Genomic DNA, 13,989 nt, shown 5'->3' with positions numbered 1-13,989 from the left:
ATGTCCCAAACAATCACCGTTAAAGTAAAATTGCTTCCTACACATGAACAGGCCTCTATTTTGCGTGAAATGAGTCGAACGTATATCGCTGCCATCAATACACTTGTATCTGAAATGGTTGCTGAAAAGAAAAGCACCAGGAAATCAAGTAAAGATATCGCTGTTTCATTGCCAAGTGCAGTTAAAAATCAGGCCATTAAAGATGCGAAAAGCGTATTTAAGAAAGCGAAAAAGCGTAAATATACAGTTGTTCCTGTACTTAAGAAACCAGTCTGCATATGGAACAATCAAAATTATTCGCTTAATTCTAAACACATTTCCATGCCAATTATGATGGAAGGTAAAGTAAAGAAAACGCCTATTCGTGCATTGTTCGTCGATAAAGGTCATCGGAATGACGATTTGCTGAAACATAAATTAGGAACGCTGCGCATCACCCAAAAGTCAGGGAAATGGATGGCCCAAATTTCTGTAACGATTCCCACAAGTGAAAAAACAGGAAGTAAGATAATGGGGGTGGATTTAGGTCTGAAAGTTCCTGCTGTTGCCGTAACAGATGATGGAAAAACACGTTTCTTTGGAAATGGGAGACAGAACAAATATATCAGGCGTAAATCCCAATCCAAACGCAAAAGGTTGGGAAAATCAAAGAAATTGTACGCCATTCGCAATCTTGACGATAAAGAGCAGCGATATATGAAAAATCAGGATCACAAAATTAGCCGTGCCATTGTTAATTTTGCTAAAGAAAATGCAATTTCTGTTATTCGCTTAGAACGATTAGCGAACATTAGACAGACGACAAGAACCAGTCGTAAAAACGAAAAGAATCTACATACATGGTCCTTCTATCGCCTAGCCCAATTCATTGAATACAAAGCCAATTTAGAAGGTATTGAAGTGGAATACGTGAATCCAGCATACACCAGTCAAGCGTGTCCTAAATGCTTGGAAAGGAATAAAGTCCAAGACCGCAATTATAAATGTACGTGTGGATTTGAAAAACATCGTGATGTAGTTGGTGCTATGAATATTCGATATGCACCTGTGGCTGATGGTAACAGTCAGCCAGCCTAAGATGCTATATGCACTGTCTTAGGAGGGGTAATGAGATACCCTCATCTTGAAGGCTGTCCAAAGCAGAAATGAATTGCGGACGTTTAGTCATTCAAGAATCCCACCCGTTATACCGTAAAGGTGTAGGGCTCGCGGCTTTAGCCGTGGGAGTCTCAATAAATCAAAAGTCATAGATTTTAATTAGGTAAATAGTCGGTCATTTACAAAATATCATACATATCTCATATTAACGTGGGATAAAAACTGTTATATAATAGAATGGAAGATAAATGAATGGTTATTCATTTTTGGAAGCGCTATCAATTATAAAGGAGTGAGGAATGTGGGGAATGAAAGGAAGGTTACAGTAGGGAAAACGTGGAAAAAGAAGTTTTTTATCGCTTTTGCTGCCGGTTTTCTAGCGCTTGGCGGACTCATATCAGTTTTTGGTTTTACAGGAACTGCCTTAGCGGTACCGCTGGGTGGAATTGGCGATTTTTATGTAAAGTTTGACAAATTGGAGGGAAAAGGATTCAAACTGCTGCCGCATATTGGCGAAACCGGTAATTCGGACGCGGAGCCAATGATTCGCAATAAGATTGATAACGTTACGATTAATAACTTGCATATTTTCAAAGATATAAAACTGCCAACCGGACAATGGATTCGAATTCATATTGAAGCAAATGGTCCGACGAAAATCAGCGGGTTAATCCAGGACGCCCGGCTGATCGATGCTGATCTGAGTTTTGACAATCTTGCAATCAAGGAGCAGAACACGGAAGACTTTACGAAAAATTGGACACAGAATGCCAAAACGATAACGATTAAAGATGCCACGCTCGTAACTGACTATCTGTTTCAAAGTGCGGTAAGCCTGGCAGATACAAAGATTTACATTGAGAAGATTGACGAACCAAAACGTACGGAACTGTAAATGCTCATAACAGGAGGTGAGCGCAATGAATCGAAAAGAAGCGAAATCCATTAAAAAACAACACAAATACCGAAAAATAGCCGAGGGAGGTAAATTTAAACAGTGGCGGAACAGAAGACCATTCTGGGGAGCAACGCTGATGGTGCTTGCTGGAATGCTCATCCTGTATATTCCGATTCAGTTGTTTGCCATTGCATTTGTCCCGGGAAGTTTCGTCTTTATCGGTTTTTTATTCGGCGGCCTGATGATCATTATGGGAATTCTGGATTACATCTATCCTCAGTTCTCTACCGTGTTTGGTATTGTGGCAATATTCTTATCTGTATTGTCTGTCATGGGGGCGCTTGGGGGATTTATCATCGGCACGATACTGGGAATCATCGGTGGATCCCTTTCCATCGCATGGCAGAAACAAGAAATCACATTGTCAAAGGAACCCGCGGACAATAGGAATCGGGAGAAACAACATGCGAAAGTGGCGCGAATATGACTTGTAAGCAGTTTTTGAAAAAGAGTATTTTTCTCAGTTTGATTATTTTGCTGATTACAGTGTCACCGATTCAACTGAATACAGTTCATGCCGACAAAAGCAATTCAACCGAAAAGATTAAAGGATTTACGATTAAAAGTGAAAAAGTGGATGGCCAAATAGGGCTGCTTGGAACTTTGAACGGGGAAGTCCGAATTAAGGAAGGGGTTATTCACGGGCTGACGATTACCAAGGTTTTGAATACCGGGTCTGGGCAGGAGCCGATGATGGTAAAAATAACATCACCGGGTCCGGTAAAAGTGGAAAACTTGTATGCGGAGACGGTAAATAATTCGTTACCTGGAATCGGCGGGGTTTGTGCACCCGGCAAAGTGGGCTGGTTATGTTTGAAAGATGTAGTCATGAAGGTCACCAAACAAACGGTTGCCGACATTTCATTGCCGGATACAACGATAAAGGCCTGTTATGTGAGTGATTGTGACGGTGTTCCGGAATATAACCCGTTATCGAAAGAAGAGATAAAAAACCTGCTTAACAAGAAGAATGAGCAGGAAAAGAAAGTTTCAAGTCTGAATGAAGGGATTAAACAGGATAAACAAGCGCTTGAGAAAGCGAGTAAAACCCTGAATAAAGCGGAGGCATCATATGAAGAGATAGAAAAAAATCGCTCAGCAGAGAAGCTGACTAAATTGACCGAATCAATTCGTGAGATTCTGAAGAAAGATTTTTCGGAACGATCGAAGCCACCAAAAAAAGTAATTGATTTGATTGAGAAGTTGGAAAATGACGTTAAGTTGTTTAATCAACAGTCCAAAACTTTCACGTCATTACTTCATGAAGCTGCCGGAAAGGTTCAGGACCTTGAGCAGGAAATAAAGTCGAAGAAAGAAATGCTCAGAAAGTTAATCGAAAATGACTACGCAAAAATCTTGAAAAAGAGTGAACAGGCGGCAATTTATGCAAAACTGCTGGATAAGATGCAAGCTGAAAGCAACCGTTTATTATTTGATGGCGACAACAAGCAGACTCCAAAACCGGCAATCGATAAGCTGAAAAAAGAGCTTAAATCGTTGAAAAAGGAACTAAAGCTGACAAAAGAAAATGCTGCGCAATTAAAAGAAAAAAAGAAATCGGTAACTTCCAAATCCAAAACAATCACAAAAAATATTGCCGACATTAAATCTACGTTGGAGGAAAAACTGGAAGTAATGGATTCCACGAGCAGCCAAAAAGCAACCAAAGACAGCAGTCAACCGGCTGATAAAGAAAAGAATCAGCAGACGAAAAAAGACACGGATTCGAAAAGCAGCACATCCGATAATTCCAACTCACAAACTGATCCTGCTGGTAATTCTGGGAAAACAACAAGCAAAAACAAGCGCCCGGATTCCAGTAAGGAGACAAAAGAAAGCGATTCAACGAAAGATTCCGGTTCACGTGATGATAAAAAGGAAGGGAAACCGGGTGGAAACAGTCCTGTTGAAGATCTTACCGATACGTTAACAGACCTTTTGACAGGCGGATTATTGTAAAAATGTTGTGCAAAAACGGCCGGTTCGCTATAATCGGCCGTTTTTGCTATTTTAAAATAGACTGATACGATTAGATGAAAAGAGGTGTAGTGATTGAAAGTAACGGGTGCGACTGATAATGAAACACGATGCCGTCATTATCACGAAGAGAATGACATCATCGCTATAAAATTTTATTGTTGCAAGGAATATTATTCATGTTATAAATGCCATGCTGAATACGGATGCGGTCAACATAAAGTTTGGCCGAAAGCTAAATTTGCGGAGAAGGCGATTCTCTGTGGAAAATGTAAATATGAACTGACGATCGATGACTACCTGAATGGCGGTTACAGCTGTCCGAACTGTCATGCATCGTTTAACCCTGGGTGCTCCATCCATTATCATCTTTATTTTAGCAGATAAGAAGCTTTCCTTAATGTATAATGGAAACGCGGGCTATGTATCAGGTTTTTCAAAAAAAGAAACGTCATATATGAGCAGTTTACTTGCATTGAATGCAGTTTGTATCATTTAATTGTGTTGATGTGAATAAAGGAGGGTACGATAGATGGCGTTTGTAATATTGGATCCCTGCCGCCAGGAGAAATCTGCAGAGTGCTTAACAGTTTGTCCGGTTGACTGCATTGAAGAGGGAACGGAACAATTTTACATAGACCCCGATGTCTGTATCGACTGTGGCGCCTGCAAAGCAGTATGCCCGGTAGAGGCAATCGTTGAAGAATATGACCTGAGTCCAGACCAGGAAACATACCTCGAACAGGCTGAGGAATTCTTTAAAAATAGATGAAGACCGATGTCTGAAGAGCAAAAACGGAAGCCTGAAGTTTGAGACTACGCTAAATGCTCGTCCCACCAAGTTCTTTGCTAGTCGCTGGAGCTCGACGTGGCCAATTATGAGTAAATGAATTATCCGTATGTACAAAATTTTATAATTTCTTGGACAATAAATAAGCCCTTGCGAAGTCTTTTTGAGAGATAAAACGCGAGGGCTATTTGTGTGCTGATTTGTTTTTTTGAAGTAATGCACGAGGCTAATTAATTGGAAATGTGATATTTTAATTGATTGATTGCGCGCTCATTTTCAACAAATTTATTCCAAATGTAATCCTGATCGACACGTAAAATCTTAAATTGGTCCATGATTTCTCTGTGACGTTTGTCGGCGATTGATTTCATTTTGGTCATGTCCTGTTTCATGGATGCCTGCTCCTGCTTGACATCAGCAAGATCAGTCTTTATTTCATACATATCCTGTTTCATGGAAGTTTGCTCCTGCTTCATTTCAACAAAGTCCTTTTTCATTTCAGATTGTTCGGTTCGGATCCCACCAACCATCGTTATCAGTTGCGAAAGCATATCTTCCATGTGTGCTAATCTATCATTGCTCATTTTCCCATCCCATCCCCTTCGATACCATTATCCTTATAGGGGAATAAAAGCCAGATTATTCATTATCTTCGGCACGGACTGCTATTTTGCTGGCAAGCCAGCGTTTGGCCGTATCTTCGTCAATTTCATAGATTTTGCCTGCCCGAAGCAAATCTCCATGAAAGGCAGTCTGTACGTTCATTTTTATTTTCATTATCAAGTCACCCCAATTTAACAGCTCGCCTTTATTATAGCATATCAAAACGAACTTGATTTACTTTTTCCTGATTCGTTCCCAGGCTTTGTCAATATCCGTTACCGGTTGATGGCATGTAAAGTTTTCGCAAATATAAATGCTTGTCTTGTTATCAACTTTCCGGTACTCCGATGCAAAATGTGCTGCATCGGACAAAGTTTCCGGATTATCACTGACTAATAAACTGATGTCAGGGGTGAAATTCTGCTGTAATTGATTTGTAAGTTCATTTTCGTCACCAAGTACTACAACTTCTTTCGATGGGTATTCTGATATTAGTACGCTTTGGATAAAGTGAGTACCAGCCGCGACAGTTGATGAAACATCATCATAAAAGGCGTGTGACATGTCTTCCAATTTATCAAAATAAATGGTTTCACCGGTTAGATGACCAAGCCGCGTTAAACAGTTGGCTGCAACACTGTTTCCGGATGGCAGTGCACCATCAAATATTTCTTTTTCCCTGGTGAGAAGCTGTTCACTGTCCTCGCCATTGAAAAAGAATCCGCCCTGTACATCGTCCCAGAAAAGATTTAGCATAGCATCAGCAGTTTCCCGGGCTTTTTTTAGATAATCAGTCGAAAAAGTGGCTTCATACAACTCGATGTAGGCCCAAGTGAGAAATGCATAATCATCAAGATAGGCATTGAATTTTACTTCGCCGTCCCGGTATCGTGCCTTCATTCGTCCGTCTTGAATGAGATGCTGTTCAATAAACTGGACTGCTTTTTCTGCTGTTTCAACATATTCCGGCGTATCAAACACCTTTCCCGCTTTGGCCATGGCAGTAATCATCATGGCGTTCCATGATGTTAAGACTTTATCATCGACATGCGGGTATATGCGTTGCTCTCGCACGTGAAGCAATTTAGCGCGTGAGTCCTCAAGGGATTCCATCAGCTGTTTTGTTTCCAAATTGTTATCGGCAGCGATGGACGTGAGTGAGGTATGGGACAAATTCGGAACATTTTTTCCGTCAAAATTTCCTTCAGGTGTAATATCATAAGCAGCTGTAAACAGTTTGCCTGCTTCTTCACCCAAAATGTCGATGACCTCATTGAAATCCCACACATAATATCTTCCTTCAACACCTTCTGAATCCGCATCAATCGCTGAGTAAAAAGTGCCTTTCTGATTACGCATCTCGCGCATGACAAATGTGATAATCTGCTCACTGATTCGTTTATAGAAGGGATTTTTTGTAACTTGATAACACTCGGTATATGCGATTAAAAGCAATGCATTGTCGTACAGCATTTTTTCAAAGTGGGGGACAAGCCATTTTTCATCCGTCGAATAACGGGCAAAACCAAATCCGATGTGATCATAAATTCCGCCTGCTGCCATGTTTTTTAATGTGTTTTCAACCATTTTAAGTGCGGCGGTTTTTCCAGTGTAGTGATGGTACCGCAATAAATACAACAAGTTTTGCGGAGCCGGGAATTTTGGTGCTGAGCCAAATCCGCCATTTGAAAAATCAAACCGCTTGCCAAGTTGTTTTGCCGCCTCATCCGTGATTTCTTTTGTCAGCCGATTTTTATTTCGTTCAGAGACCGTTTGTTCGAGTGCGTCTGTCACACTTTTGGTTACCTTGTCAATTTGATCCGGATCCTGTTTGTATTTTTGGTACAGTTGTGTCAAAACATCCATGATGCCGGGCATTCCATATTTGCTTTTGCGTGGAAAATAGGTGCCGGCATAGAACGGTATTTTATCAGGGGTCATGAAAATCGACAATGGCCAGCCACCCTGTCCGGTCATCATCTGGCAAACTTTCATATAGACTGAATCAATGTCAGGCCGCTCTTCCCGGTCCACTTTAATGCAGATATAATGCTCATTCAGATAGCTGGCCACTTCCTTATCTTCAAACGATTCATGTGCAAGTACGTGACACCAATGGCACGTCGAATATCCGATGGAAAGAAAAATCGGCTTGTCTTCAGCTTCTGCTTTTGCAAAAGCTTCTTCACCCCATGGATACCAATTAACGGGGTTATAAGCATGCTGCAGGAGGTATGGACTTTTTTCGTTAATCAATTTATTGACATTACTTTGCTCTTTAGACATGGTATCAACTTCTTTCTCTGGGCAGATTTAGTCTTAGTCTAACTGATTAAATAAATATAATTCAAATTACACCTTGCAGATAGTTGGCAGGCATTTACTCCATAAATATGGTCAAAAGCCAATCTGACCAGTTAAGATGCTCCTGCGAAATAGGAGCATCTATTCTTTTGACTTTGAACATTACATTATAAGTTAGCTTTGGTAGAGATGTTGCTCATTTCTCCGGTTGTCTTCCTCTCTGAATTTTTGATTCACCATCCACTCCAGGAACTCATCCTCTTGTTTAGTAAGACGTCTATTCAGTTTATTTTGGAACTCGTGAGACATTTTTTTATGAAGGATGACCGGATTCATTAAGCTCCCTCCTATAGTAATAATGTCCTAAGTATAACAAAATTTCAGAAATATTAAACAAAGAAGAGCTATCTGTAATGTAATTGTAAACTAACTAGAAATATTAGCCACTTGATACAGTGTATTATGCTATCATAATGATTTATCCTTTCTGTTTATTGCTATAAGCGTACGCCATCAGCTTCCTATCCCGTACCTGAGGAATTGCAATGGAAAACTATTCTCAATTAACATATAATCAACTTAAATAGATTGGAATCGAGGTTGGTTGATGTGGGAAAAGTACTGATGCTGTTTGCTAGCATGACCGGTAATACGGAAATGATGGCCGAGATTATAACGGATGTAATCGAAGCCAGGGAGCATGAGGTAGAAACGAAAACTTTCGATTTGGATGCAATAGATGTAAAGGAATTATTAGACTATGAAGGTATTCTTATTGGAACGTATTCATGGGATGACGGCGAATTGCCATACGAAGTGGAAGACTTTTATGATGAATTGGATGATGTGGATATTACCGGAAAAATTATCGGCGTGTTCGGCTCAGGAGACTCCTTCTATGATTCATTCGGCGGCGCGGCAAACTTGCTGGGTGACAGGTTCGAGAAAAAGGGTGCGAATCTTTTGCCCGAGCGTCTGATCGTGGACATGGAACCTGATCAGGATGATGTTGCCCGTTGTCAGAAGTATGCTGATGTGTTTTGTGACATGATTGAAAATGGACATGATTAGATTATCCATATGATAAATTCGGCCAGACTTATAGCATACTGTCTGGTTTTTTCGTTAAAAGGACATTAGTCTATTGATATATAAAAATATTGTTTAAAGGGGGAACTGTTAATGAGATTGATTCCATGGAGCGAGGAATGGATAGATGAAATTGTTGAACTTTGGAATAAGGAAATAGGCAGCAATTTTCCGATGAGAAAGGAGTTGTTTAAACAAAACAGTTTTGATGATATTAATGTATGTAATAGAGGATCTGGAATTGTGCTAGATCATAATAATGACGTTATTGGATTTATTGTTGCAAAAGTTTTGCAGGAAAAGCTGGTAGAAAACATGGATGAAAATTTAGGTTGGATTCAAACAATACTTGTGGATAAAACCTATAGATTGAAAGGAATTGGAACCGCATTGTTGTCAATCGCTGAAAATGAACTTAAACAAAATAATGCGCATCGAATCAGGTTGGGCGGAGACCCCTGGCACTACTTTCCTGGAATTCCACAATCAAGCAGTGATTTGGAGAAATGGTTTACCTCAAAAGGTTATTCCAAAACAGGTATAGAATTTGATTTAATAAATCATCCCTCAACACTATATAGTATTTCCTTTAATGTAAACAAAGATGTCCATTTTTCACTTTTGCAAAATGATGAGAAGGAAGATCTATTATCCTTTTTGAAAGAATGTTTCCCGGGGAGATGGGAATATGAAGCGTTCAAATATTTCGAGTCAGGGGGGAGCGGAAGGGGGTTCGTCGTGTTAAAAAAGAGTGAAAGAATTATTGGATTTTGCCGTATCAATGACAGGGATGCTCCACTTATTGCTCAGAATGTTTATTGGGACCCATTGTTTAACCAGAAAGTAGGAGGGATAGGCCCACTTGGGATAGATCCCAATGAACAGAAAAAAGGCTACGGTATCGAAATAGTAAAAGCTGCAATTTCGTTCCTGCAAAAGCGTTCTATAGATACATTTATAATTGATTGGACTAGCTTAACCGCTTTTTATGCAAAACTTGGATTTGACAAATGGAAGAGCTATTCCACCTATATAAAACATCTGAAATAAAATTTTAAAAATATTGTTGACTAATGTAATAAAATTAAATATACTTTTATTACATTGCAGTGCTTATTAAAGTTCAGACCTTTATTGTAAGGGGTTTCATTATTGGCGTGACAGTATGTATACTTATGATTATTTATTGTTTAGGGGTGTTTTTATGAGCGAAATCACAAGTTTAAGAAAAAAAATAGGTCAAATAATGATGATAGGTTTTCATGGTGATAAATTAAATTCTGAAGTAATTGATATGATTTCTAATTGTATGGTGGGCTCTGTCATTTTATTTTCAAGAAATATAAAAACGCCTGAACAAGTTAAATTGCTGACAAGAAAATTGCAGGAAACTGCTAAACAAAGTGGGCATTACCGTCCACTAATAATAGCAACGGATCAGGAAAATGGAATTGTCAGGAGGCTTAATTACGGATTTACTAAGCTACCCGGAAGTATGGTGTTGGGGGCTGTTGATGATTGTAATACTACCTATGAAATAAGTAAAACAACAGGAAAAGAATTAAAATCGGCCGGAATAAATATGAATTTGGCACCGGTAATGGACGTGAATAGTAATCCAAAAAACCCTGTTATTGGTGTCCGGTCATTTGGGGAGAATCCTAGTTTTGTAGCTTCTCATGGTGTCGAATTTATTAAAGGTCATCAATCCCAGCATGTTATTACAAGCGCAAAACATTTTCCAGGCCACGGTGACACAGCGCAAGATTCTCATCTTGGTATTCCTTTAGTTAATAACTCGATGGAAAATGTTCGGAAGACTGAACTGGTTCCCTTTATCGCTGCAATACAAAATAACGTTGCTAGTGTGATGATCAGTCATGTCCATTACAGATCAATTGACATGAACCAAACGACACCTGCCTCGCTTTCCAAAAATGTAATCAATCATTTGCTTCGAGGTAAATTTGGCTTCAGAGGTGTAGTCATCACTGATTGTTTGGAAATGGATGCGATTTCATCTGCAACCGGAACAGCAGAAGGTGCTTTAAATGCACTTAAAGCTGGTGTTGATTTGCTTGTTGTTTCACACACATATGCAGAACAAAAAAGAGTAATTGATAGAATAGTAGATGCTGTTAATCATAATGAAATTGAACTTCAAGTAATCGATAATGCAGTAGAAAGAATTCACAAATTAAAAGATAAGTATATTAATTGGAACTTCATAAATAAAAATTCCGGTGGTTATCAGTTAAGTGAACAAGACTTTTCATTACATAGGAAACTGGCTAGATCTGTCTATCGACGTGGTATAACTGTTTTGAAGGGAAAAAAATTGCTTCCTATAGACAGTGGACATATTCATTGTGTAACAGTATTTGATAATAACGGCAGTCCTGCTGAGGAAAATAGTGATTGTATAGATTTAAAGAGATTAAATATTCCACTGGATATCAGGATTTCAACTGGTAGGATTACTGGCAGTGAAACTGATCAGGAACTTGAGAAAAAGTTGAATGGTGATGCAGATTTTTCTGTTATATTCACTAATACTACTGGAGCGAATAATAATTTAATAAATAAAATTCATTATTTGATTGATAGATTGAAAACTACTGCACTCATTTCATTAAAAAGTCCGTATATATTATCTGAATTCCCGAAAGCACAGGTATTAATTGCCACGTACGATCCGACTGAAACCGCTATACAGGCAGTAATGGAAATAATTACTGGAAAAGTTCAGGCGGTGGGTAAATCTCCGGTAACGATATAATAAATAGAAATTATTAATATGGCAGAAAGCCATTTAATAATAAAATTTACCACTTTTAGGGGGGTGGAGAAAGGTTGCGTGTTCTTAATATTTTCAGGAGAGGGGTAATTAGATAATGAAGAAAGGGTTTTTAGTAGGCTTAATATTGATTATTGCAATGGTTTTTGTGTCTGCTTGCAGTGATTCTTCAAGCGGCGGAGAAGAAGCTGAAGGTTCAAGTGATTCAGAAAAAGTTACAATTGAATTTTGGACTATGCAGTTAAAGCCAACCTTCACTGATTACATTGAAGGGGTAATAGCTGACTTTGAAGAAAAAAATCCGGATATAAAAATTAAATGGCTGGATGTTCCCGCGGCGGATCTTAGCCAAAAAATCTTAACTGCAGTAAGTTCCAATACTGCGCCTGATGTCGTTAATTTAAATCCAACATTTGCTTCACAACTAGCTGATTTGGATGCACTGGTTAATATGGATGAAGCAGTACCTGAGGAAAATCGGAATAAGTATCTGGATGGGGCTTGGAAGGCAAATCAAATTGATGGTACGACGTTTGCTATTCCTTGGTATTTATCAACAGAGGTTACTTTAAATAACACAAAAATATACAAGGAAGCCGGACTAGATCCCGAAAAAGATATTCCTTCGACGTATGAAGAAGCGAAGAGAGTAGCAAAAGTTGTTAAAGAAGAAACTGGAAAATACGGCTATTTCCCTTCCATGGATCTATCCCTGGTACTACAGCATATGGTTAAAATGGGTGCGAAATTAACAAATGAAGACGGAACAAAAGCAGCGTTCAATACACAAGAAGGATTACATGCTTTTCAATATTTTACAGATTTGTATCAGAATGATTTGATCCCTAGGGAGGCTCTTACAGGAGATCAACGTTCAACAATCGATATGTATCAGGGTGGTCAAGTAGCTACTTTCATGGGTTCACAGTTTATTTCTCAGATTAAAGAAAATGCACCGGATATCTATAAGAACACACTACCTTCAGAAGCAATCACCGGTAAGACGGGTAAGAAAACAATCAGCGTGCAAAATATTGTTGTTCCTAAACAAACGAAGAACAAAGATGCAGCAATTAAATTTGCATTATTCTTAACAAATGCAGAAAATCAGTTGGAATTTTGTAAGCTTGTCCCTATTTTGCCGTCAGTTAAAAAAGCTTTGGAAGATCCATACTTTACTGATGCAGGGGAGAATCCTGAACCAGAAGACTTAGTAAGAATTAAATCAGCTGCCCAATTGGATGAGTCAGAATTATTAGTTCCTCCAATGGATCATTATGATGAACTGAGACAAGCGATGTTTGATGCTATTTCAGCTTCCATGCTTGGTAAGAAAAGTCCACAGGAAGCACTTGATCAAGCAGAAAAAGCCTGGAATGAAATATTGAGTCAATAAAATTATTGTGTTGAACTTTTAAGGGGGATTCACTCCCCCTGATTCTTTTTTAACAACAATTCAAGAGACCTGTATATGATTATCTCCTTTAAGAATGGGGTGAAACAGTTGAAAACAAATAAGCTTACACCATATTTATTTTTAATTCCGGGGTGTACTATTTTAGGTGCATTTATATTTTATCCTATGTTACAAGCAATCTGGTTGAGTTTTACCAAGTATAATATGGTAACTGATGCAGAATTTATAGGATTCAGTAATTATGAAAAGCTTTTCAATGATGATTTGTTTTGGCAAACCTTAATAAATACCTTTACTTATGTTATTGGGGTGGTACCGGCGTTGGTTATATTGCCTATATTTTTGGCGGTTCTCGTTAATCAGAAATTGAAAGGAATTGGGTTCTTTCGTTCCGCCTATTATATTCCGGTTGTTACTTCCCTTGTTGTCGCTGGCATTGCCTGGGACTGGGTATACAAAGAAAATGGATTGTTGAATTATGTTTTGGATTTATTACATATCATTAATGAGCCTGTACACTGGTTAACATCGACGCAGACAGCAATATTTGCAGTTATGGTTGTGACGGTCTGGAAGGGACTGGGTTATTATATGATTATCTATCTGGCAGGTTTGCAGTCTATTCCCGAGGATCTTTATGAGGCTGCTGAAATTGATGGAGCGAACTGGTGGAAAAAAATAACCAGGGTCACCATTCCTATGCTAATGCCTTTTGTTTTGATTGTTACTATTATGTCATCAATTGCTGCAATGAAGGTATTTGAAGAGATTTATATTATGACAGGCGGCGGTCCGCTTCATAGTTCAGAAACACTGGTGTTATACATATACAACGAAGCTTTTGACAGATTAAATATGGGATATGCCAGTGCAGCAGGTGTAATATTATTTCTGCTGACTCTTATTTTCTCAATTATCAATATTAAATTTATGGGTAAGGATAACACTGCATAGGA

Annotated in this window: 15 protein-coding genes; 11 read left to right on the top strand and 4 right to left on the bottom strand. The window is 38.7% G+C overall.

Annotation, left to right across the window (positions count from 1 at the left end):
• The 6 genes from ABD010_RS01370 to ABD010_RS01345 all read left to right on the top strand — a co-directional run bounded on the left by ABD010_RS01370 (position 1) and on the right by ABD010_RS01345 (position 4,805).
• Positions 1 to 1,077 carry an RNA-guided endonuclease InsQ/TnpB family protein gene (locus ABD010_RS01370; protein WP_343809589.1) on the top strand — a complete coding sequence of 359 codons (1,077 nt, stop codon included), beginning with the start codon at positions 1 to 3 and terminating at the stop codon, positions 1,075 to 1,077.
• A 322-nt stretch (positions 1,078 to 1,399) separates the two neighbouring features.
• The gene (locus ABD010_RS01365; RefSeq protein WP_343809587.1) at positions 1,400 to 1,993 is read left to right on the top strand and encodes a DUF6230 family protein; all 594 of its coding nucleotides are present in this window, start codon (positions 1,400 to 1,402) and stop codon (positions 1,991 to 1,993) included.
• Positions 1,994 to 2,018: 25 nt separating this feature from the next.
• Complete coding sequence (locus ABD010_RS01360; RefSeq protein ID WP_343809585.1) at positions 2,019 to 2,483, top strand: DUF6114 domain-containing protein; 465 nt, start codon at positions 2,019 to 2,021, stop codon at positions 2,481 to 2,483.
• Positions 2,480 to 4,015 (top strand): hypothetical protein, encoded by a 1,536-nt coding sequence (locus ABD010_RS01355; RefSeq protein ID WP_343809583.1) that lies wholly within the window; start codon positions 2,480 to 2,482, stop codon positions 4,013 to 4,015. The genes ABD010_RS01360 and ABD010_RS01355 overlap by 4 nt, the downstream gene beginning before the upstream one ends.
• Before the next feature lie 93 nt (positions 4,016 to 4,108).
• The gene (locus ABD010_RS01350; RefSeq protein ID WP_343809581.1) at positions 4,109 to 4,420 is read left to right on the top strand and encodes a CHY zinc finger protein; all 312 of its coding nucleotides are present in this window, start codon (positions 4,109 to 4,111) and stop codon (positions 4,418 to 4,420) included.
• Positions 4,421 to 4,565: 145 nt separating this feature from the next.
• A complete protein-coding gene (locus tag ABD010_RS01345; protein ID WP_343809579.1) occupies positions 4,566 to 4,805 on the top strand; it encodes a ferredoxin family protein in 240 nt (79 codons plus the stop codon).
• A gap of 248 nt (positions 4,806 to 5,053) precedes the next feature.
• Here the strand turns inward: ABD010_RS01345 and ABD010_RS01340 are convergent, their stop codons facing one another.
• The 4 genes from ABD010_RS01340 to ABD010_RS01325 form a co-directional block, all read right to left on the bottom strand.
• Entirely contained in the window at positions 5,054 to 5,407 is a 354-nt protein-coding gene (locus ABD010_RS01340; RefSeq protein WP_343809577.1) for a hypothetical protein, read from the bottom strand.
• A 55-nt stretch (positions 5,408 to 5,462) separates the two neighbouring features.
• A complete protein-coding gene (locus tag ABD010_RS01335; protein ID WP_343809575.1) occupies positions 5,463 to 5,600 on the bottom strand; it encodes a hypothetical protein in 138 nt (45 codons plus the stop codon).
• A 60-nt stretch (positions 5,601 to 5,660) separates the two neighbouring features.
• Complete coding sequence (locus ABD010_RS01330; RefSeq protein WP_343809573.1) at positions 5,661 to 7,712, bottom strand: thioredoxin domain-containing protein; 2,052 nt, start codon at positions 7,710 to 7,712, stop codon at positions 5,661 to 5,663.
• 192 nt (positions 7,713 to 7,904) lie between these two features.
• Positions 7,905 to 8,066, bottom strand: a complete 162-nt coding sequence (locus ABD010_RS01325) for a hypothetical protein (RefSeq protein WP_343809571.1) — start codon at positions 8,064 to 8,066, stop codon at positions 7,905 to 7,907.
• Between the two features lie 273 nt (positions 8,067 to 8,339).
• Between ABD010_RS01325 and ABD010_RS01320 the strand changes: the two genes are divergently transcribed.
• The 5 genes from ABD010_RS01320 to ABD010_RS01300 all read left to right on the top strand — a co-directional run bounded on the left by ABD010_RS01320 (position 8,340) and on the right by ABD010_RS01300 (position 13,987).
• Positions 8,340 to 8,801: a flavodoxin gene (locus ABD010_RS01320; protein WP_343809570.1), complete on the top strand. Its 462-nt coding sequence runs from the start codon at positions 8,340 to 8,342 to the stop codon at positions 8,799 to 8,801.
• Positions 8,802 to 9,005: 204 nt separating this feature from the next.
• Entirely contained in the window at positions 9,006 to 9,869 is an 864-nt protein-coding gene (locus ABD010_RS01315) for a GNAT family N-acetyltransferase (protein WP_343809567.1), read from the top strand.
• A 154-nt stretch (positions 9,870 to 10,023) separates the two neighbouring features.
• Positions 10,024 to 11,598, top strand: a complete 1,575-nt coding sequence (nagZ, locus tag ABD010_RS01310; protein ID WP_343809565.1) for a beta-N-acetylhexosaminidase — start codon at positions 10,024 to 10,026, stop codon at positions 11,596 to 11,598.
• 115 nt (positions 11,599 to 11,713) lie between these two features.
• Positions 11,714 to 13,012, top strand: a complete 1,299-nt coding sequence (locus ABD010_RS01305) for an ABC transporter substrate-binding protein (RefSeq protein ID WP_343809563.1) — start codon at positions 11,714 to 11,716, stop codon at positions 13,010 to 13,012.
• Between the two features lie 108 nt (positions 13,013 to 13,120).
• Positions 13,121 to 13,987 carry a carbohydrate ABC transporter permease gene (locus ABD010_RS01300; RefSeq protein WP_425542251.1) on the top strand — a complete coding sequence of 289 codons (867 nt, stop codon included), beginning with the start codon at positions 13,121 to 13,123 and terminating at the stop codon, positions 13,985 to 13,987.
• Positions 13,988 to 13,989: the final 2 nt, after the last annotated feature.

This window comes from Virgibacillus siamensis (genome assembly GCF_039522605.1).
Taxonomy (GTDB): Bacteria; Bacillota; Bacilli; order Bacillales; family Amphibacillaceae; genus Lentibacillus; species Lentibacillus siamensis.
The sequence above is the reverse complement of the archived record's forward strand: the minus strand, read 5'-3'. Positions and strand labels throughout refer to the sequence as shown.